Consider the following 18,809-nt stretch of genomic DNA (forward strand, 5'->3'; position numbering starts at 1 on the left):
ATCCTAAACAAGGTTGTTATTGACTTAACGGACAGGTTCCAACGAGTGGTCTTTCGATTTTGCTAGCTTCTGATGAGCAGCAATGAAGCGCTCAACATCACGCTTTAACAAGGCAGATTCGACTCGACCAGTCGGTTCAAGGCGCAGAATTTCACTATATTTGCGTCCGTCTAGTGCCTGAACGGTTAATGCTCCTCCGTCTTCCTGCTTGACTTCAAAGTGATTGCCTTTTCCGGGTCCAAGTTTTCGCACCACACCAACAACAAATTGAACCTTCTGTGCATACTGCTGTTCAGCCTCATCGGTGCCTCGGCGTAGAGCCTGGGGTGTTTGCTGAACGAGTTCTAGTGCTTCGTACTGCGCCCTGGAAATACCTGAGTTAGATTTTCCAGTAATCGTAATTCTTGGCTCTGTTCCGATTAACGGTTTTTCCGCCTTAAATTTGAGTAGAAGATTTCCGACTTGATCATTAAGGATAAATTGGTTGCGTCCTTCAAGGCGAACCTGGAATCCTTCGTAGCGAAATGCTCGCTCCTGTGTGCGGTCAAACCCATATTGATAGAGTGCTAGCACTGTTTGTGCAGCCTGGTGCTCTCGTTTTGCTTCAGGAAGCGAGGCAATCCAGTTTCCAGCAGATGCAATGCCCTGCCCGACCGCTTGAAGTGTTTTTTCCGTGTCAGCTTTTGCTCTTGATTGAGCCTTTGCTTTGAGTGATTGAAACTGCTCGCTTTCTAGACCCTGCTGAATACTGGTTGTTGCTTTGATTGCTTGCTGCTTAATATCTGCGGTTAATCGTTGAAAGAATTGCTTTGTTGAACTAGGTGGCAGCGCCTCAATTTGTTGAGTGACGATCGCGATCGTATTGAGCGCGGACGGTTTTAATGTCTCAATCTCTGGAACTAGAGTATTTGCCGGACTGGAAGCTTGAGGCGACTGAAGTTCAACTTGACTAATCGCTAACTCAGCGATAACCTCCACTGGGGCTTCAGGAGAACTAAGATCTCTACTTGGATCAAGTACAGTTTCAGGTTGATCGAACAATGCTTGTCGATGGTTGAATGTTTCTTGTTCTGTGGGATTAGCAGTGAGTGGAGAAACTCGATCAATCACCTCGTCCATCGGGCGACTTATCTCAGCAACCTGACTCACCACAGACAAGCAGGCGTGGAGCGATTGCTCGTCCGAGAACTGTTGTACAGGTTCTTGCCAAACTCGATCAATCACAGCTTCAGTTTGAGTCGAATTTAAGCCTAATGTAGCGGTCACGCGATCGAGTATATCCTGTAAAGCTACGTCAATACTCAGGCTTCGCTGCTCTGCCCAATTCTTCCATCCGTTTACTTCACGAGCAACTTGGTAGAATGACGCTTCGGGACTTTGATTGCTCTGCTTGCCTTCGATGATGTCAAGTGTCTGTTCCGATAGAACTTCAGATAACACTAGGTTTAACGGTTCCTGTGCTTGCAACGGTGTTGAAATCGGTTCTACAAGTGTTGGTGAAACTGTTTGGCGTGTTCTATCTTCATCTGTACCGTTTAGATCGATTGGAGTGCTGCTGATAACAGGTCGTTCTGCTTCGATTGAAGCTTCTTCAAAAGCACTAGGCAATTCGGTTTTGGTTTCAGGCTCCAAGATTTCAGGATTTGCAATCTCCAACTCAGGAAGTTCAAACGCATTGATCTTGACCACACCCCCGGTCTGCTCAAATAGAACAGTCTTACCAACGCTGATTTTGATCGTAGATGGAGTTCCAACTTCCGCTTCGCTCGAATTCAGCTCGGTTGATACAGGCTTTATGATTGCCGCTTTGAGCAATACAATTCTAGCCTCATCAAGATCACTGCGTTGCTCTTTACCGACCGTTCCGTAGACGACTCTTCGCCCTAGCTGAATTCTAAGTTCTCCTGGCTCGAAATCAATTCCTGCTCGTCCAGATAAATTACGAACAAGTTCGTCGATCAGAGTTTTACTGATAGAGTCAGCAGTCGGTTGTGGCTCAATTGAAGAGATATCTTGTTCGCTGCTCATAGAAAGTTGCTAGGTTGGGTTTAACTGAAGATCGAGATTTGCCATTGCGTGAGTGCGATCGACGATCGCTTCGCCGTTGATGAGAAACAGTGCGAGCGAGTGGTCAAAATAGAATGCAGTAAACGGAGGTTTGTAGTTCACCGGGCAATTAACTAGTACGGCTGCAACTCCATCAACAACTTCAAGACACGGAACGTCATCAAAGCGGATCTGAATGTGGGTTGGTTGATAGTCAGGCGCAAATGGCAACTGATTGTTTGCTTCTGTGACTTCAGCAAAAATTTCTGGTTCTTTTGTTAATACGGCAAGAGCTTGAAAGGATAAATTCATAGGGGTTACTGTTGAGCTTGACAAGGTGGACTTCATTAAAACAGATTTAATTCAGGCGAAAACTTATTCCCGTTCAATGGATACCGAAGATGAAAGGATAGGGCGCTGTTTTTGAATTGCCGGATTCTCACGCGCTTTCTGATAAATCTGACTAAAGCCCTGCTGTTCGTCTGGAGTGAGATTTGCAATTAAAATTTCTCCGTCTTTTGCTTTGAGTAAACAGTAGCCGTCTTCATTGCGGGTAATTGTTAACGTTCCGTGGGTATCACGGCTGATACTATACTTACTGTTCGGACGGTTGAACTTGTCTGTATCGTATCCATCGAGCAGATAGTTCGCAACATAAGCTGCCTTTGCTCCTCGTGGTGCTAGACCGCCTAAATTTTGTGTTTGTTCGTTGAACGTGTGATCGCTTGTAATGGAATCAAGCCCATGTATCTCAATGTTGAGACGCGAAATAATAATGTCATGCTCTTGCGAGAACGAGAGGTCATTCTTGATGACGTGGTACTCGCCGTTGTCGCTAACTTGAAAGACAAGTACCTCATTCCCTTCTTCGTTGCAAATAGTATAGATACTCTGATCTACAGAAATAGTATAGTTCTCAGCAGCATAATGCCCTTCACTTCCATAGGCGTTTGTAAGTTTTGCAACAGTATCTGCAAGAATTCGGTGTTTTGAGTATTCGAGTTCTGTTGATGTCGGTAGGACTTGAGGCTGAATTGCGGCTGGAAGGGAAGGCAAGAGTGCAGGGGGGACGCTTCCTGTCAGTTGACCCACCGTTGTTCTCGGTTCTAGCAAATGAGGATTCGTTCCAGCAAGTTCTTGCAGTGCAGCTGTCACTCTCGGTGGCAGTGCGATCGGTTCAGAAATCCCTTCAAGCTGAATAGCTGGCGCTGTTCCTGCCCTCAACAAGTAGGGTGCTGTTCCAGCAAGCTCGTTTGGAGATTCATACTGCACTTCGATCTCCGGAGGAACATCTTCGATTTCTACACCGATTTTCGGTGACCTCGATTGTGTCTGTAACTGAAGAAAGCGCAGCAGCAGCAGAATTTCTGCAATGCGTTCCCACATATGCAGGTAGCTATTGATTGCTGATTGTGCGTCACCTTTGTCGATAAATACGTCTGCCATCTCGCCCTCCTACAACAATCCAGCCGCGATCGCCCAGGCTGCCGTTTCTTCAACATTCGGGTCAACTTTTTTCTCTAGTGGGTAAGTCTCCAGAAAATACTCTTTCCGCAACCGCATTGCGGCATCGTCAATTCGTGTTTGTGAACTTTTTTTGATTAGTCGCGCTTTTACTTTCTGCCACTTTGCTTGGCTCATCTCCATTCGCTGAGTGTCCGCTTTGGGAATCTTAATCGTGCAGCGAAGTGGTAGAGAAATTTCATCTTTGTTGCTGTATCCTCGATTGAGCAGAATGCACGTTCCTTGCGGCAATCTGAGAAACTGTTCGGGAGCAAACAGCTTACGAGTTCGTTCCTGTTGTGAAATACTCGTACTAGCCCCCCCTTTTCCACCCATGCTGCGCGATCGACCTTTGTATTGCAAATGCTCTTCGCCGAGGAACTTCGAGAAGACATCAGCCGACTCGTATTCTTGGGGATTGAAGATGACTTTTCCAGCACACCCCCCAAAGATTGCCCTCGCCGTCTCGCGACCGTAGACTTTCTCAAGCTGTGCTAGGTTTTGAAAGCCAAGCAGACACGATAAGCCATACTCGCGAAACTCGTTAATCCATTTGACCAGATCCGGAATGTAGAGAGTCGGCAACTCATCGAGTGCAAGCACGAGCGGATCTTTGCGGTTCGGGTTCGCATTTTTGGTCACAATCATGTGTAGAACTGTGGCAAGCAGCGGTGCTACCACATCGCGGCGTTCTTGATCCATGCCAAGGATTAACAGTTGCTTTCCAGAAAGCGTTAGCGGAATTGTCGATGTGCCGCAAAACACGCTCAGGATTGTTGGACTCATAAATCGGCTGAACAAAATGCTTGCTGTCGAAATGACGCTCGCAACTGTTTTTTCACTATCTGCCATTGAGATGAGTTGCCCAAAGCTTGTTTCGATCCAGGTCGGTAAATCGGCTGCTTGCATTCGTGCGGCTAGATTCGGGGCACCGAGTGCTTTAGCGCAGGTAATAATGTCTGGGTACGGGGTACTCTTTGCGAGCAGCAGGACGGCTTGAATCAGTTGATCGCCAGAATTAGTAAAGAACGGATCTTCAACCGTTTGGGTTCCGGGCTTGAAGTTGCGGTTGAGAACGATCGCGATCTGCCGCGCCATCTCAACATCATCGATGTCCCGAATAAAGTCGAGTGGGTTACAGACATCGCTCTCTGGAAAGCCAGGAGCAAAGACTCGCACTTCGTATCCTGCCTTCGCTGCAACGCCTGCGATGCGCTCACTTTGAATCGGGTACTTAAAGTCGTAAAGAATGAGCGGAAACCCCTGATCAATCACCGATCTCAGTGAGGGATCAATGATTGAGTGGGTTTTTCCGGTTCCAGGTCCACCGACAACTGCCGTTCCGCTTTGAGCTTCGGTAAGCCAAAGCGTTTTGGTATCATCTTTGATCCGGACGACCGTTGCCCCAGGTTCAGTCGGTGTCGGCTGACCAGGTTTTGAAACCGCAGTCGGAAGAAACTGGAGTTGAGGTTTGACGACAAACAGCGTGACGGCATTGCGCCGACGATCGTTGATTTGGCGATGAGCGAGTCGGCGGGCAGCACGCTTCTCTTTTTTGCCTGCCCATTGTGCGGTTGCCAACCGATTTTTTTTGCTGACTCGCCCTCCATCTTGACGATTGAGCCAAATCAAGCCCACCACAGCCGTGAGAATGACTGCACCATTCGGTGAAAAAAGTTGTTTTTGAATCGCCTGGACGGTTGGACTATTTGGCGTAGCGGCTGCTAGAGATTGCGATGCCTCTGGCACACGCGAACGTGCCTGCATCGAGGTCGCACTCAATAAACTTAGTGAGAGTGCGATACCGAGACCGAACAGCGCTGCTTGAAATGGGCGAATTAGCTTGTTCATGCGTGATCGAGGACAGCTTTGATCGGCGATAGATCCGAACCAGAAAACAGTTCAACCGTTTGATTTTGGCTGACAATAAACGAGGGTGTGCCTGAAATGCCCAGTCGATTTGCGAGATCAACATCTGCGCGAACGGCGGAGAGCGCTGCGTTCGATCTGCGATCGCGATCGAATTGGTCTAAATTTAACTTCAGGGTGCGAGCGATATCGAAATACAACGGTTCACCGAGATCAGATTGATGAGTAAACAAGGCATCGTGATACTGCCAAAATTTTCCTTGCTGCGCGGCTGCCCATGCTGCTAACGCCGCAGGCATCGCCTGAGCATGAATGCTCACTAACGGCAGATGTTTGTAAACAAGCTGTACGTCGGAGCGGTCAGCGACCAGTTTCTGAAGGTCAATATGAGCTTTGGCGCAAAACGGGCACTCAAAATCTGAAAATTCAACTAGCAGTAGTTTCCCATGCCCTGCACCTATTGCTGGAGATTGACCTAGAACCGTTGTTGGCGACTGCTTGAAGCGCTCTAATGCTTGAGATTGATCTTGCGTCCTTTGATTCTCTTGTTCGGATTGATAGGCTGTGATTGCGCCGATTAACACATCCGGGTGCGCTCGGATAATGCTTAATACCTCCGCTTCAATGTTGGTTGAATCAATGGTCTGTGGTTGGGCTGCAAGAACAACTGACTGTGGCAAGAATATTGTCCACAGTGAGATCGAGAGAGCCAGCGTACAATAAAATTTTTGTACAAAAGTCATTTGCTTTATCATGATTGTCGTTCTTAAAAAATTAGGTACGAGGTTGAATTGCAGAGTTTGCCATTGCAACTAGGGAGTCTCGATCTCCGACTTTGATTCCAACGACATACCGAACCCCTTTCTCATCCCAGACGACCTTGGCATCGTTGCAGTTCGCACCGCAGATCCAAGGGATGAAATAGCCTTCGATTTGGTTCGTGAGCTGTACTTTTGCCATCAACTGCTTTGAACGCAGTCCTTTGAAGGCTGGGTCTTTCATGAATCCATAAGCTTCCTCGATCGCGGGTGTGCCGTCTGTTTTGCGAGTTGCCGAAACGGTTCCTAACCGACAAGCATTTCCACCAGAACAGGTTGGACTATAGCCTAGTATCACAGCGTATCCATTCGGGGTGGCACGATCGATGACAGCATAAGCTTTCAGTCGTCGTGCCTCAGCTTCTGATGTTGAGTCTTTGTTGCGCTGTCCACTGCTTGGAATATAAGTAGGTAATCGCAGCGGAATTCCGGTCATTTGTAGTTGAACTAGAATTGGATTGAACAAATTAGTGGCATCCGGAATACCAGGTTCGATGCTTGTTGCCTGAGCGAGAACGGGTGTCGCTTTAAATATCAGTAAACAAGCACACAGAAACACGATCAGATAGCGGCAAATCCATTGATTAATCAATTTCATAAATTCTCCAGGAGTGTGAAATTCTATGGCATAGCAGCAGGTAAAGAAAGTACAACATGGTTTTTTTAGTGCTGTTACAGCGGTTGTGGTGAATGATGAAACAGAGAAAGCAGAACTTCAAGCGATGGGGTTTGAACTCCCACGGGTGTGCATGGATGCAACAATGGGAGATATCGGATAAATTCACTCTCTAGTACGGGAGCTAGATCGGATTTGCTGTTGAATTGCGTCTACAAGTTTGAGCGCAGTTGGTTGCGGAACACCGAAGCCTGTGATATCTTCTGCTCTCAGCATTCCTCCAGTTCCACGTACAAATTGCCATTGATTCGCAGTTAAATCTTTTAACACCACCGTTTGTCCACCTGTTTCTCCATCTACCCACGAATACAGTCCATAGCGATCTGCAATCGCCAGTCGTGTCACCGTAGCTTTTGGATATCGGCTTCTAACAAGCTGAACGATCGCTGTTTCATCCGGATTCTTTGGTACATACTGAGCTTGAACAGAAGTCTTCGACGCGATGCTCATCATGATCGGAAGCGAAAACAAAGTCAGTAATAGTAGTAATCGTCTTTGCATGAGCTTGTTCCTATAAAATGACGTGATTCTAATATCAAAATCGTGACGTGTTCTGAAACTTAAACTTTGACTCGGCACAGATAGCGAGTAAATCTGCCATTACAGCCATACGACCCGCTAAAACAACCATCGCTTTCCCAAACGAAATTACACCGACCCGATGAGTTAGATATTGTGGTTTTACAGCCATCACTGGTGCAAATCCCAATATGTCCAGCAGCAACGCTGTCATCCATGATTAAGATATCGCCTGCTTTCGCATCGCTTGCGTTGACAAGGGTACCGCGACTTCCATTTTTGCAGCCGTCGATTGCAGATGTAATGCTGAGCGCAGGTTGGCTACCACCAAACATTGGCAATCCTGCTCGCTTTAGCACTGTGTCTACTGCAACCATACAGCCGTTACGACCATAATCGGTTGCTGGATCATTGCACTGATTGATCTTTCCTTTATTCGCAAGGGCTGATTTGAGGACGCGATCGTTCACTGATCCACTTGCCGGAGCCGACGCAAGGCAAGTTGTTGCACCTGTCAGTTGAGCATTTGGGGCATTAATCGAGGGAGGAGTTCCAGGGGTTGCTGCTCTTGCTCGTTCAAGTGCGGCTTGGTAGCTGCGAGCATGGCTTGCAATCAGCTCAATCTGGTCATGGTCGTTGACTTGTTGACGGGCACAGCTATAGTTTGCTCTCCCACCTGAAAAGCACTGGGCGATCGGGCGAGCTTGACCATAGAAGCCTTCCTTTAGTCCCACACATAAAGCATCAGCAGCCGTATTGAAATCTTGTAATCGCTTGTCGGAAACACCCCCATACTTCATTCCGAGGCGCTTCATAATTTTGGTTTTTTCATAGCAGTGCGTCACTTGAATCATGCCTTCGCCTATGCCACACGCATCATAGGCTCGCTTGTCATATTCCTCCATTGTGTTGAAGTGATCCGTTTCGTGACGGGCAGTTGCCAAAGCATAAGCAAGCTGTGCAGAATCAGTCAATCCAGCCTTGGCACAAGACCGCATAATGTAGGGAATGTACTGTGCTGCACGTTTTCGCTCTCCGTGATCTGTAGGGGTTGCATTAATTACAGCCTGAGTGACAGCATCGAGGTGCTTAAGGTCGATCGGCAAGCTTGCAGAACAAGTATCACTGCCGCTATCTTCTTCTGTCGCTATCTCTGGTGGTGTATAGTCGTCTCCGGTGACATCCTTTCCAGTGCTTGGTGGCAAAAATGGGATAATTTGCTTTTCGCGGAATGAGCCGATCGGCATTCCTGCGTCACCGGGCGGGAAGAAGTAAGGCGTACAGGTCTTTCCGACAAAAGGCAGTCGTTTACAGGCACGAAACTTTAATCCTACGGTAATGCTGCCTTTGTCTTCTTGTGGACGAGTTACCACAACACGAAATGCTTTGCCAAACGGATGATTACCCACAGGTCCCTTGCAGCCAAATGGAATGCAAAGTGGTCCATAACCGTCTTTAGCCTGTAATCGACCGTCTAACCACGCAAAGCCAGAATACTGCGTTGTCATCATATCGTGCATCTCAATGTGCGGACATGACTTACCTGGACATTCAACCTCCTCGAATTTGTCTCGACGGGGGATGGTTCCACTAATTACCCGCAAACGGTTTTGCTCTTTTGGTCCGAGCACCACATCGACCTCAGCGAACCGCACTCCTTGAGCGAGTTTTGGTGCAACGGGGAATTTTGATAGCGGAATATTACCAAGTCCAACCGAGTTAAGGTCTTTGAGCAATGCTTGATCTGCTACCTTAAGCTGATCGAGGGGGGCAGTCGATAATCCCGGTAAATCATCGAGTTTGAATGATGTCAGTTTGAAATCTCCTAGCGATTTAAGCGGCAATTTGGCAATGTCTGGAAATGCTTTGACTAAATCTGACACGGTTGCTACTTGTTCAAACTGAAGTGGTAAATGCTCAAAATCGATATTTCGAGTGGGATCAATCGGCACACCAAGCTTAGTTTGCAAGCTTTGCATTGCCAGTTGAACAAGTGGTTTTGCCCGCTGAATGGGTAAATTGCCAAAACCGGGAATATCTTCGATGAGGCTTGTAGGCGTTTGCAGCTTGACTACATCACCAAGATGAGCGAGGTTGAGCGATTGTAAATTCGCTCTGGATAAACGCGCAATCTGACTGATACTGAGTTGCCCAATTCCAAATGCCTCACCTCCAGAAATTGAGCCAATTTGGAGATACTGCGTAGGATCGACATACGCACCTGGAACCAGTTGGCTAAAATCAGAATTCGGTGAGATTTGTTGAAGCTGAGAGAGAAGGTCACGATCAACCTGAATCTGTGGAAATTGCTTTAAGCTGACTGCGCCAAAATCAGGAACTTCAACCGACTGCATTCCTGCATTCGTTTGAACTTGCAGCGTTTGTGTTGGCATTGCTGCCTCGGTTGTTTGGGCTTGGGCGACGTTTACGGGTCCTAGCGTGGCGCTTAGGCAAATTACGAACAGTAAAACGACCCGAACAATTAATCTAAACATAGCGGAATCGTTAGGTAGAAAAGGGAGCTTATAAAGCAAGCGTCATGAGCCAATCAATAAATTCAGTCGGAACGCCAGAACTAGATACGGCATCATCAAACGATCGCCCAGACTCAACAAGTGAAAAAAACTTTTTCAAACTGTCACGAACCAGACTGTTTGGTGCAATCAAAGACTTCGCTTCTGCGATCGCAAGCCCTTGTCGAACTTTTTGAATATTTTGCTGATCAACATTACTCTTTCGGTTTTGACTAGGGCGAGTTCTAATTGACTGTGAAGCCTGACCATTATCAGCCACAATCTGTATTGTTCTAATATTGGTTTTAGATTGTTTGACTAATCGCAGTTCAAACTCGTAAAGTTTTCGATTACTGCCGTTAGAGCGCGACGTAATCACTATCAGCGTTGTATTTTGGATTCCTGCCGCCTGATAAGATGCTCTTGCGTTTCTTGGAAAGGCAATTGCATTCCGAAGCTGGCGGAGGTAGATAACTGTTGCCCCGGAACTACAGCCTGATCCACTCCCTGAATTCGCCGTGATTGAGCAAAGTGGAGAATCAAAGCCTAGAACTACCTTCGAGCGATCGTCGAGACGAACTTGCCGGACAATTTCACCAGATGGAATAAAGCTTAAATTGACAGTATGACCAAGCGGTAGCTCGATCGCGGGTAAGCCATTCACGCCTTGAGCATCGCGGCTGGTGATCGATTGAATTGTGCTAGCCCGAATCGGAAGAACAGTCATGCAAAGTGCAATCGTGGACAGTAAGCAAGCGAGGCGAACATTCATGTGTGCCTCCTAGAACTCGATCGTTTGGTTAACATAAACCTGTAACGCTTTTCCAGATGGGATATACCAGAGCGTTGGGCGAGCTGCGAGGTCTTCAGCCACTTTTTGGCTACGCGCCGTTTGGATTTGCGATAAAGCAGAAAACGCACCTTGAAGTACTGCACCAGCAACATTCGGACGCGAATTTGTAACCGAGGTAGCTGAACTACCGCTGCCACCATTAATTGACGAAATCGAAGCCTCTGAAGTCGAGCGGTTTAAAATTTCGCCGACTTTCGACAATGCGCCGGATAGCATGAGTGAGCGATCTCTTGCTGCCATTTCACGTCTTGGATCATTCAGCTTATTAGCTAAAATTGCACCGCCGTCACCGCCGCGAATTGTGATGGCTCCGCTCGGCGGCGAATACTCCTGATTGTTAATAATTACAGTGTCTGCGACTAGATCAGCCAGTCCGGATCTAGCATCGAGAGATCGCACAGTACAGACAATCTGAGTGCCTTGCGGAAGTACTATGAGTCCGTTCGGGTCTTGCATCGCTTCGTTTAGCTTGAGGATAAATTTTGGAGTCGTTGCCGAAGTTTCGCTGCCAGTTGCAACGACTGGAGTGACCAGCGTTGCCCTGCCGTGAGTTCCAACAAGCAACTTGCGTGCGCCTGTACCTGACTGAGCGACATAAGCAGCAAGAGTGGTGGGATTCGCAGTAGCCTCAACCTGTCTTGTGGAGGCTGTGTCTAAGCTTGTGCGCGGAGTTGTTTCAGTCGGGATGTCAGATATCGTATCTGAAGCATTTGCGATCGGGGATTGTGCTGATGCCGTAGGAACACTGCCAAACGTTGCTGCACCTGAAAGACGCTCCCACTCTTCGTCTGGATTAGTTGCCCGCGCAACGGGCGGGATCGATCTGACAACCGAAGGCGGCTGCGACAGAACCGGGGAGGGTAGTGAGACAGGTCTCGGTAAACTAGATGTTGCGACTCTAACAGGAGTGGGAATGCTTGTACCCCGCTCTGTGATCGTAGGCGAGATCGGTTCAGGACTGGATTTTGAACTCGGCAGTTGTGCGGGTTGCTTTACTTTGGGTTGTGCTTTCGCGGATGTCTTTTGGCGCTTGAGTTCTTCTTGCTGCGATTGAAACGCAAGTGCAGATTTATAGTCCCCAACTGCATCACCGTTACTCCCTGGCACCATTGGAGACGCAAATTTAGCATCGGGTTTCGGCGATGACTGTTGCGCTGCCGAATTCACGCTATTCATTACGCCTGACAGGAATACACCAAGTGAACCGATCACCGCAAACACCAGTCCACCACCAAGTAACAGTCGTGAGTAGGGACTGGAGACCCAGGACACCTGCGTTTGGTATTCAGTCGGATCTTCTTCAACATCCGGATCAAGCTCCGGGTCAAATTCTTCATCAGTGCCCTTGTCGGTTGAAGCAGCTTCAGCAGTGGGCGCAGAGCGTTGCGTTTGGGAATCAAGAAACTCCCACAACTGGGCTTCGTTTGGCTCAATGGTACTTGTAGGATGTTCAGATGTCATTTTGCCTCCTACGGTTTGAGATTTCCAGGTTGAAAGTCGCGCATTCCATAGATCTCCAGCCCAGCTTGTCGAGTTTGATAAACTGCTCTTTGCAGCGTTGAGGTCAAATCTCCAGGAGTTGGAGTATCAATCGCTCGTACAAAAATTTCTTTATTAAAGGGAACGCTGATACCCTCCGGATGGTTGCTTGAAAAAGTTTCAAGCCTAGCAATTAAAATGAGCTTCCACTGACCATCGGCAATTTTTTCTGGATCAGATAGCTTGTCAGTAATCAAGGTCATTTGTGCCTGTCCATTGAAGGCTCCGGGAGGAGTTAAGTCAGCAATGCTTGCGATCGCTTGAGGACGAAAATCTTGAGATAGCGCAAAGCTACTTTGCCAAGAGAGCGTTGAAATTCGCCGATCTCCGGATTTGGTACGGATAGAAATTCCAGCATCGCTCGCTTCTGAGCCTAGTTTTGCACCTGGTTCAAGCGGAAGCTTACCAGTAGCACTGAGTAAAGCCATCATCGAATCCATTACAAACTGCCGAACCACAGCAGGAGCGCGATCGTTGCTCGACGACATTGCTGCCACCGAGATTGCCTTACCATTAACAAGCTGAACGAGCGTTGGTGGCTTTTTGTGAGCCAGTGAAAAGAAAGCTCCGACTAACAGCAACGTTACAAGTGTGTTAATTACACTCAGCGCACCCGTAACCAAGACGAAAATGCCAAAGGTGTTGAGTGGATTTGCTGTCTTGCGGCTTTCACGCCGGATTTTTTGAATCGTTTGCATTAAATTTCTCCTCTTTATTTGCCGCCCCCGACAAAAGCGGCTGCCCCGCTTGCGATAATCGTAGTGGTGGTGCCAATGGCAGCAACAATCCCATTAAAAATTGCCATTCCTCCACCTGCTGATAAAGCTAGTGCCGCAACGGGTGCAAAGATACCGAGCGCGATCGAGGCAGGAAACAAATCTTTTGGTCCGGTGTTATAAGTTGCAACTGCGATGAGACCTGTGATGATGTTGAGGCTCAATTTGCAGATGCCTAAGCTCCAGAAAGCTGTTATCCAGGCATATAGGGGTTTTGCGCCGATCGGCAGTAGGGATGTTGCAACCGCGATTGGACCAAGCAAGGCTGTTAGCAGCAGTGATGCTTCGATGAGGTGTTGAAAGGCAACTTGACATGCCATCAAGATGATCTGAACGAGTGTCAGTAATGGGGCAGTCGTTGCTTTAAGTGCAGTTGCGGCAGCGGTCGTCGCGGCATCTGCTAGTGTCCCCAATGGATTTTGAATCGCAGCGGCTGCAAATTTTACCAGTTGCTCATACCATGCTCCAGCTCGTTCATCAGCCGGAACTGCGTTGAGTGCTGTTTGTGCGTCTTGCTCAACCTTTTTGAGACACTCCTGCACCTTGTCATTTGTCGTGAAGCTATCGCAACGATGGCTCAGTTCTGCAATTTGTCCACGCACCGACGCATAGTTTGCCATTGCTGACAGTATTTTATCAACACGAATATCCTGAGAAATCACACCGATGACCTGTTCGTTGGTCGTGTTGACCATTGAGCGCATCAACGTTGTGACTCCAGCAAGTGCAGCACCATTGTTGAACAACAGTACAAACACAACAACAATCCAGAATAGTTCGCTGAGTGGGCGATTTGTTTCGTCTTCGAGCATATTCTTGGTAAATTGTAGCAAGAAGACCGCACCGCACAACACAGCAAGCGTTAATCCAAGTCGAGTGAGCGTAGTATAAAGTGGTCCGTTGAGTGCAGATTGCCAGCTTGAATCCCAGACAGCAGCCGTGGCTCTGGACAACGTTTCGTTGATATTCAGGCTTGTATCGGGATCTACAATTTGTCCTAGAAGTTGCATAAGTTCCCTAGCTCAACGGAGCATTCTGAATCCATTGCTATTTGCTTCAGTCAAACTGGCAGTCTCATCGTGGCGTGCAATTTCTGCCCGCTGACGATCGCCTTGCATTCCTTGGCTGATATCACTCAAATTTGCGATTGATACAGCAGTTCCGACCTGGATCGATCGCAATGACACAGCTTGATCCCCTTGAATTGCTGCAATCTTTTCAAGCTGAGCAGAAGCTTGTCCATGCTGATTAGAGATGCCAGAGAGTTCAGTTGCAACGCTTGATAGTCCGCTAGAGTGACCTGCGAGCTGCGTCGAAACCCCAGATAAAATGTTGGCAATTTGCCCGTTCTGCTCAGCCTGAAATTTGATTGCATCCTGGGTTGATATCGCTGCTTTTGCCCTCACTGCAAGTGTGTTGACGGTGCCTGCTTGAGTCATGGATGTTTGAGCAATCTGCCCAGAGCTTTGGACAAATTGCTGAGTTCCTTGGGCAATCTGTCCAACAGATTGAGCAACTTGGAGTGAGTTTTTACTAATCATGCCGACATCTGCGGCAGACTGCGCGATCGATGTCATCGCCTGAGTATGCAGTTTTTGAGCATCGCCGCCAAGAATCGTTTGATTAAACTGATTCGTTGCTCGTAGGGTTATTTGTCCATCTTCGAGAATTGCTGGATATAAGCCATCAATGTTTGTCGTTTGTGGCGATGTGTTTAGAATATCTGAGCGGGTGGCACTGGGATCGGGCAGTCCTAAACTGCCCTGATTTCTTTGAATTGCAGTTTCGATGTGCTTTAAGTATTCGCCGACTTGACTTTGCAGAACGGCTTGCGTTGGCAGAATCTTCGTAAACTGCTGAATGTAGGCTTGAATTTGACCAATTAAGCCGTCAACCTGAGTTCTCACACCGTTGATTGGATCTTGAATCGATGAAATTGTAGAACTTATATCACCGATCGGGTTTTGGGCTTTGCCAAGGACATCCTGAACTGCTTGATTGAGAATGCCATCATTCGGTAGAAATACGTCCGCTAGCGCGATCGAAGGTAGCAGTACTGCCATCACGGTGCTGCCGATGATCATCGATCGCCGATCAAAACATGGTTTGCGTGAGGGTCGAACAGTTCGTGTCATAAAATCCTCCCTGTAAGTAAGTGCTTCGTTCCGTTTGATTGCACACTGCTGTCTGAAGGCAGCGTATTCAGTAATGGATCTGTCTCAACTGGTGTAGGTGCCAACTCCGGTTTACGGTAGGGACGCTGATTCTTAGTTGCTGCAATAAACTCTTTCGACCAAGCGGCTAGCGCTTGGTAAGGATTTGGATAAGCTTGTAGAAACGCTTGACGACATTCAGTTTGATCCGGATTGTTTGCGACGACCCCAACTAAGATTGGTGAACCGTAGTAACGCACAAAGGTTGGACGACCTCCTTCGTCGAGGAGCCACTGCGAATACATCTCCGACGCTTGGGGATAGAAGCGCTCACCCGCGTTGACGGAAATCAGTTCGAGCGGGTATCCGAAGAATTTGCAGAAGCTGCTAATCGCAACGGGCTGAATGCGTCCAATAAGCCGTGTACTAATGTTTTGAATAATTTTTGGTCCTGCTTCGGGCGAATTCAGGAGCGTGTTCGGGTCTTGAGCCGCAAGCCCAGTTTCAATCCCTGCTTTTCCTCCGTTTGCACACAGACGCGCAATTAAATTGGCAATTTCTTCCCATTCCATCAGAACTGAAAATTCATCAATGAAGAAGATACTGCGGCGATGAGACAAGGTACGCCGTAAGGCTGCTGCATAAGCAGACAATGCTAAAACGGCTGCATCTTCAGAATCGGATAGTCCTTGCAGTGCGAATACCAACAATGGATTATCGGTTCGGAAAGTTGAGGGACGAGCGATCGCTCGTCCAACCGTCGTTGAATCAATCCACAGAACAAGCTGCCGCTCGATCTGACTCACCGATTTCTTCGTGGTATCGTCTTGCCGCGTCGATTCGGAGAGACCATCGGTGCCATGCGCTTTGAAGAACTCGAAGAAATCTCTCAGCGTTGGCATATTTAGCCATGCTTCAGTATTGAGTCCGGCTCGATGGGCTTCAGCATATCGAGCTTTAATGTCTGAATCATCAAAAAATCGAGCAATGGCAGGACCAAGAATTGATCGAATGCTTTGGCGGAAGTTGCGATCGTCAGAAGTCGTTGGCTCTTTGCCACCGAACACCAAAGTCATCACCGCAGTTTGCAAAAAGTCGATGTACTGTGGCATTCGTTCAGCGTATTCCTCGTCGTTAAAGCCAGATAGATCCGGAATCTCGAATAGATTATTGGCTTCTTTACTGATGTCGAAGTAGCTTCCACCGAGGTAACGGCACCAGTCCCGAAACGTTGAAGCAGCTTCAGACGGTGGAAAGTCCATGATGATTACTGGAATTTTATAAGCGAGTGCTTGAGATAAAATTCCAGAAGTCAGAACCGATTTTCCCGATCTCGTTGTTCCGAACAAGGCAAAATTGCGCGGCTGTGACTGAGTGTAAAAATTGAGATGCAGCGGTACGCCACCTTCTTCAGTAATTAGCTCGAATCCAGATCGATCAATTTCACGCGGAGTCACAACAGGCATCATGCCTGGAGCTTCGCTCGTGAGATAGCCAAGCCGACGATCAAACGGTTTAATTAAGAGTCCATCCCAAGTAATGAGGAGCGTTTGCAGCCAAATTTTCCAAGCATATTCACGTTCGCGATCAACCCAAGCTGGACGCAAGAAGCAGCTTTTCAGATAGCGACACGCTTCATCGAGCTTATGAACGGTCGGGCGATGCACCAAGAATACGGTTGCCGTTTGTAGGACAACACCGCCTTCATACAAAGCTTCCTGCGCTTTTACGGTTTTGGTTTGTCTCAATGATGCGGCAACGTCGATCGTGTTTTTGCGAATCGATGTGCTTTGGTCGAGCAAGCTTTGCTTCATCACTCGACGCATATTGTCTTTGACAATCCCTTGGTTCGCTTTAGAGATTTGACAGAAAACCTCTGTATCAACTACAGGTTCACGCGAGAGTGTTTGCCATAGGTAGGACAGTTGGTTAAATTTAGTGCTCCAACCTCCTGGCTTATCGAGAAATACTAGCGGAGCAACATAGTTGCCATTGACATGAACCCAAGCCCGATCGTCTTTGGGGCTACCTGAGTGCAGTAGCAATGTTGTGAAGTGAACATCGCTATTGATTTCCTCACGAATTCCTGTTTCTGTAACGTGCAGAATTTGGGGAACAGGTGGAGTCTCAGTCTTATTGAAAATTTGCCACTGCGAAACCCAGAGATCGACGACATCCATCGGGTAGGTCTCAAGACGCATCTTGGTATCGAGAAGCTGCTGGTAGTTGAGATAGCCATCGGTAAAGGCTTTTTCAAACGCAATTTCATAGCTTTGCTGCACCGCTTGGGTGTCAAATCCAGTGAATTTGTGAAATAAGCTCTCAAGCTTAAGCAGTATTTTTTCCCAGATGTCAGTGCCTTTTACGGTTTCTGATGAAATCGTGTAGGTTGCGTAGACCCTTAAGAACTTTGGTTTTCGCAGCCCTTTTGGGTGACGAACGCCATTGTGATCAACTTTCCAAGTTAAATCCTGTACCCGCTGCTTTTCTGACATGATCAAGAACTTAAGTTGCGGGGTAGGTGCTAATTCGATCAGTTGATCAAGCTGCAATTGGCGTTGAGCATCTGATGCAAAACTGCCCATATGAAAGGTGATCCGTTCTCCTTCGGGAAGGTCTTTCAGTCCAGCCTCGATCGCATCGAACGCATCTTCTTCTTGACGTGGTGTAAGCGAGGTATGCAAGCCTTTACATGTCCAACCGAAGATGAATTGCAAGCTTTCAGCACCTTTTTTGCCGGATTGCAGCATAATGCAGCTTGCCGTGGAGCCGTCTTTTAGCTGATAGCGAATCAAGCATTCTGCTTTGAATTCGTTCTCGATCGCACGACACTTGGCGTTGCCTTGATCGCTCGATGAGATCGTGTGTTGTGATTTGCGTTCTAGCTTCATGGTTGAAGATTGAGGAAGGTGAAACTGGGTTTCTTGCGGCTCGAAGCTAGGAATGACTGAACTTCGCTGGCAATGAGTCGAGATTTACCCGATCGAGTTGTGCCAAACAGTTCAAGGCTTTGGCTATCCTCGCTTCGTTGAGCAAGAAAAGGTTGGCATTTAGGTTCTGAGAGAAAATGGCTCATGTAGAACGCGATGCGATCGCTTACGGGCAGATTTTTCAGTCCAGCCTCGATTCTGCTCAGCGCATCAGCTTGAGACACTTGTGAACTATCGGGGTTTGGATGTTTTTCTACCCTTTTTCTTTCTGCTGTTTGGAGATGATTTGGTTTTTTCATATCGCTGTCTGGTAGAAGATCGGTATGCTGCGAGCGACTGATAACGGATATAGCCGCGCGTCCAGTTCGGTGTTTGGATGAACTTGGATAAGAACTGATATGGACGAGAGCCATTCAGGAGCCACCAAGTTGCACAACCCCCGGCGACGCTCAACCCAGTCCAGAGATAGCCAACGTGCAAGAGTCCCTGTAGCACCGTGTAGAACACTACTGCGATTGCAAACCAAGGAATAATCAGATCGGCAGGAATTGGACCTACTCTAGGGCGAGAATCGAGAATCCGATTAACGGTGCGAAATTCAGGTGGATTCATGC

16 protein-coding genes are annotated in these 18,809 nt (G+C 47.8%); all 16 read right to left on the bottom strand.

Features of this window, described 5'->3' with window-relative positions; translation table 11 throughout:
• Positions 1 to 24: 24 nt before the first annotated feature.
• Complete coding sequence (locus LEPBO_RS0133290; protein ID WP_017291924.1) at positions 25 to 2,028, bottom strand: hypothetical protein; 2,004 nt, start codon at positions 2,026 to 2,028, stop codon at positions 25 to 27.
• A gap of 9 nt (positions 2,029 to 2,037) precedes the next feature.
• Positions 2,038 to 2,358 (bottom strand): hypothetical protein, encoded by a 321-nt coding sequence (locus LEPBO_RS0133295; protein ID WP_017291925.1) that lies wholly within the window; start codon positions 2,356 to 2,358, stop codon positions 2,038 to 2,040.
• Between the two features lie 63 nt (positions 2,359 to 2,421).
• Entirely contained in the window at positions 2,422 to 3,492 is a 1,071-nt protein-coding gene (locus LEPBO_RS0133300) for a hypothetical protein (protein WP_017291926.1), read from the bottom strand.
• Positions 3,493 to 3,501: 9 nt separating this feature from the next.
• A complete protein-coding gene (locus LEPBO_RS0133305) occupies positions 3,502 to 5,400 on the bottom strand; it encodes a type IV secretory system conjugative DNA transfer family protein (RefSeq protein ID WP_017291927.1) in 1,899 nt (632 codons plus the stop codon).
• Positions 5,397 to 6,098 (bottom strand): DsbA family protein, encoded by a 702-nt coding sequence (locus LEPBO_RS0133310; protein WP_199326379.1) that lies wholly within the window; start codon positions 6,096 to 6,098, stop codon positions 5,397 to 5,399. Before LEPBO_RS0133310 ends, LEPBO_RS0133305 begins: the two co-directional genes overlap by 4 nt.
• A gap of 94 nt (positions 6,099 to 6,192) precedes the next feature.
• Positions 6,193 to 6,834 carry a hypothetical protein gene (locus LEPBO_RS39240; protein WP_017291929.1) on the bottom strand — a complete coding sequence of 214 codons (642 nt, stop codon included), beginning with the start codon at positions 6,832 to 6,834 and terminating at the stop codon, positions 6,193 to 6,195.
• 183 nt (positions 6,835 to 7,017) lie between these two features.
• Positions 7,018 to 7,413, bottom strand: coding sequence for a hypothetical protein (locus LEPBO_RS0133320; protein ID WP_017291930.1), 396 nt, complete (start codon positions 7,411 to 7,413; stop codon positions 7,018 to 7,020).
• Between the two features lie 59 nt (positions 7,414 to 7,472).
• The gene (locus LEPBO_RS0133325; protein ID WP_017291931.1) at positions 7,473 to 9,926 is read right to left on the bottom strand and encodes a hypothetical protein; all 2,454 of its coding nucleotides are present in this window, start codon (positions 9,924 to 9,926) and stop codon (positions 7,473 to 7,475) included.
• Between the two features lie 28 nt (positions 9,927 to 9,954).
• Positions 9,955 to 10,716, bottom strand: coding sequence for a hypothetical protein (locus LEPBO_RS0133330; protein ID WP_017291932.1), 762 nt, complete (start codon positions 10,714 to 10,716; stop codon positions 9,955 to 9,957).
• 9 nt (positions 10,717 to 10,725) lie between these two features.
• Positions 10,726 to 12,258: a TrbI/VirB10 family protein gene (locus LEPBO_RS0133335; protein WP_017291933.1), complete on the bottom strand. Its 1,533-nt coding sequence runs from the start codon at positions 12,256 to 12,258 to the stop codon at positions 10,726 to 10,728.
• Positions 12,259 to 12,266: 8 nt separating this feature from the next.
• Positions 12,267 to 13,034 (bottom strand): hypothetical protein, encoded by a 768-nt coding sequence (locus LEPBO_RS39245; RefSeq protein WP_017291934.1) that lies wholly within the window; start codon positions 13,032 to 13,034, stop codon positions 12,267 to 12,269.
• 14 nt (positions 13,035 to 13,048) lie between these two features.
• Positions 13,049 to 14,122, bottom strand: coding sequence for a hypothetical protein (locus tag LEPBO_RS0133345; RefSeq protein ID WP_017291935.1), 1,074 nt, complete (start codon positions 14,120 to 14,122; stop codon positions 13,049 to 13,051).
• 12 nt (positions 14,123 to 14,134) lie between these two features.
• Positions 14,135 to 15,247 carry a hypothetical protein gene (locus tag LEPBO_RS0133350; protein WP_017291936.1) on the bottom strand — a complete coding sequence of 371 codons (1,113 nt, stop codon included), beginning with the start codon at positions 15,245 to 15,247 and terminating at the stop codon, positions 14,135 to 14,137.
• Positions 15,244 to 18,156 (bottom strand): hypothetical protein, encoded by a 2,913-nt coding sequence (locus LEPBO_RS39250; protein ID WP_017291937.1) that lies wholly within the window; start codon positions 18,154 to 18,156, stop codon positions 15,244 to 15,246. Before LEPBO_RS39250 ends, LEPBO_RS0133350 begins: the two co-directional genes overlap by 4 nt.
• Complete coding sequence (locus LEPBO_RS0133360) at positions 18,153 to 18,419, bottom strand: hypothetical protein (RefSeq protein ID WP_017291938.1); 267 nt, start codon at positions 18,417 to 18,419, stop codon at positions 18,153 to 18,155. Before LEPBO_RS0133360 ends, LEPBO_RS39250 begins: the two co-directional genes overlap by 4 nt.
• Positions 18,420 to 18,426: 7 nt before the next feature.
• A complete protein-coding gene (locus tag LEPBO_RS0133365) occupies positions 18,427 to 18,807 on the bottom strand; it encodes a hypothetical protein (protein ID WP_017291939.1) in 381 nt (126 codons plus the stop codon).
• Positions 18,808 to 18,809 lie beyond the last annotated feature (2 nt).

Origin of the sequence: Leptolyngbya boryana PCC 6306 (assembly GCF_000353285.1) — a bacterium.
Taxonomy (GTDB): domain Bacteria; phylum Cyanobacteriota; class Cyanobacteriia; order Leptolyngbyales; family Leptolyngbyaceae; genus Leptolyngbya; species Leptolyngbya boryana.

Excerpts from the sequence above, each read along its gene's own strand:
- LEPBO_RS0133290 (WP_017291924.1), bottom strand. The coding sequence starts at position 2,028 with ATGAGCAGCGAACAAGATATCTCTTCAATTGAGCCACAACCGACTGCT.
- LEPBO_RS0133295 (WP_017291925.1), bottom strand. The coding sequence starts at position 2,358 with ATGAATTTATCCTTTCAAGCTCTTGCCGTATTAACAAAAGAACCAGAA.
- LEPBO_RS0133300 (WP_017291926.1), bottom strand. The coding sequence starts at position 3,492 with ATGGCAGACGTATTTATCGACAAAGGTGACGCACAATCAGCAATCAAT.
- LEPBO_RS0133305 (WP_017291927.1), bottom strand. The coding sequence starts at position 5,400 with ATGAACAAGCTAATTCGCCCATTTCAAGCAGCGCTGTTCGGTCTCGGT.
- LEPBO_RS39240 (WP_017291929.1), bottom strand. The coding sequence starts at position 6,834 with ATGAAATTGATTAATCAATGGATTTGCCGCTATCTGATCGTGTTTCTG.
- LEPBO_RS0133320 (WP_017291930.1), bottom strand. The coding sequence starts at position 7,413 with ATGCAAAGACGATTACTACTATTACTGACTTTGTTTTCGCTTCCGATC.
- LEPBO_RS0133325 (WP_017291931.1), bottom strand. The coding sequence starts at position 9,926 with ATGTTTAGATTAATTGTTCGGGTCGTTTTACTGTTCGTAATTTGCCTA.
- LEPBO_RS0133330 (WP_017291932.1), bottom strand. The coding sequence starts at position 10,716 with ATGAATGTTCGCCTCGCTTGCTTACTGTCCACGATTGCACTTTGCATG.
- LEPBO_RS0133335 (WP_017291933.1), bottom strand. The coding sequence starts at position 12,258 with ATGACATCTGAACATCCTACAAGTACCATTGAGCCAAACGAAGCCCAG.
- LEPBO_RS39245 (WP_017291934.1), bottom strand. The coding sequence starts at position 13,034 with ATGCAAACGATTCAAAAAATCCGGCGTGAAAGCCGCAAGACAGCAAAT.
- LEPBO_RS0133345 (WP_017291935.1), bottom strand. The coding sequence starts at position 14,122 with ATGCAACTTCTAGGACAAATTGTAGATCCCGATACAAGCCTGAATATC.
- LEPBO_RS0133350 (WP_017291936.1), bottom strand. The coding sequence starts at position 15,247 with ATGACACGAACTGTTCGACCCTCACGCAAACCATGTTTTGATCGGCGA.
- LEPBO_RS39250 (WP_017291937.1), bottom strand. The coding sequence starts at position 18,156 with ATGAAGCTAGAACGCAAATCACAACACACGATCTCATCGAGCGATCAA.
- LEPBO_RS0133365 (WP_017291939.1), bottom strand. The coding sequence starts at position 18,807 with ATGAATCCACCTGAATTTCGCACCGTTAATCGGATTCTCGATTCTCGC.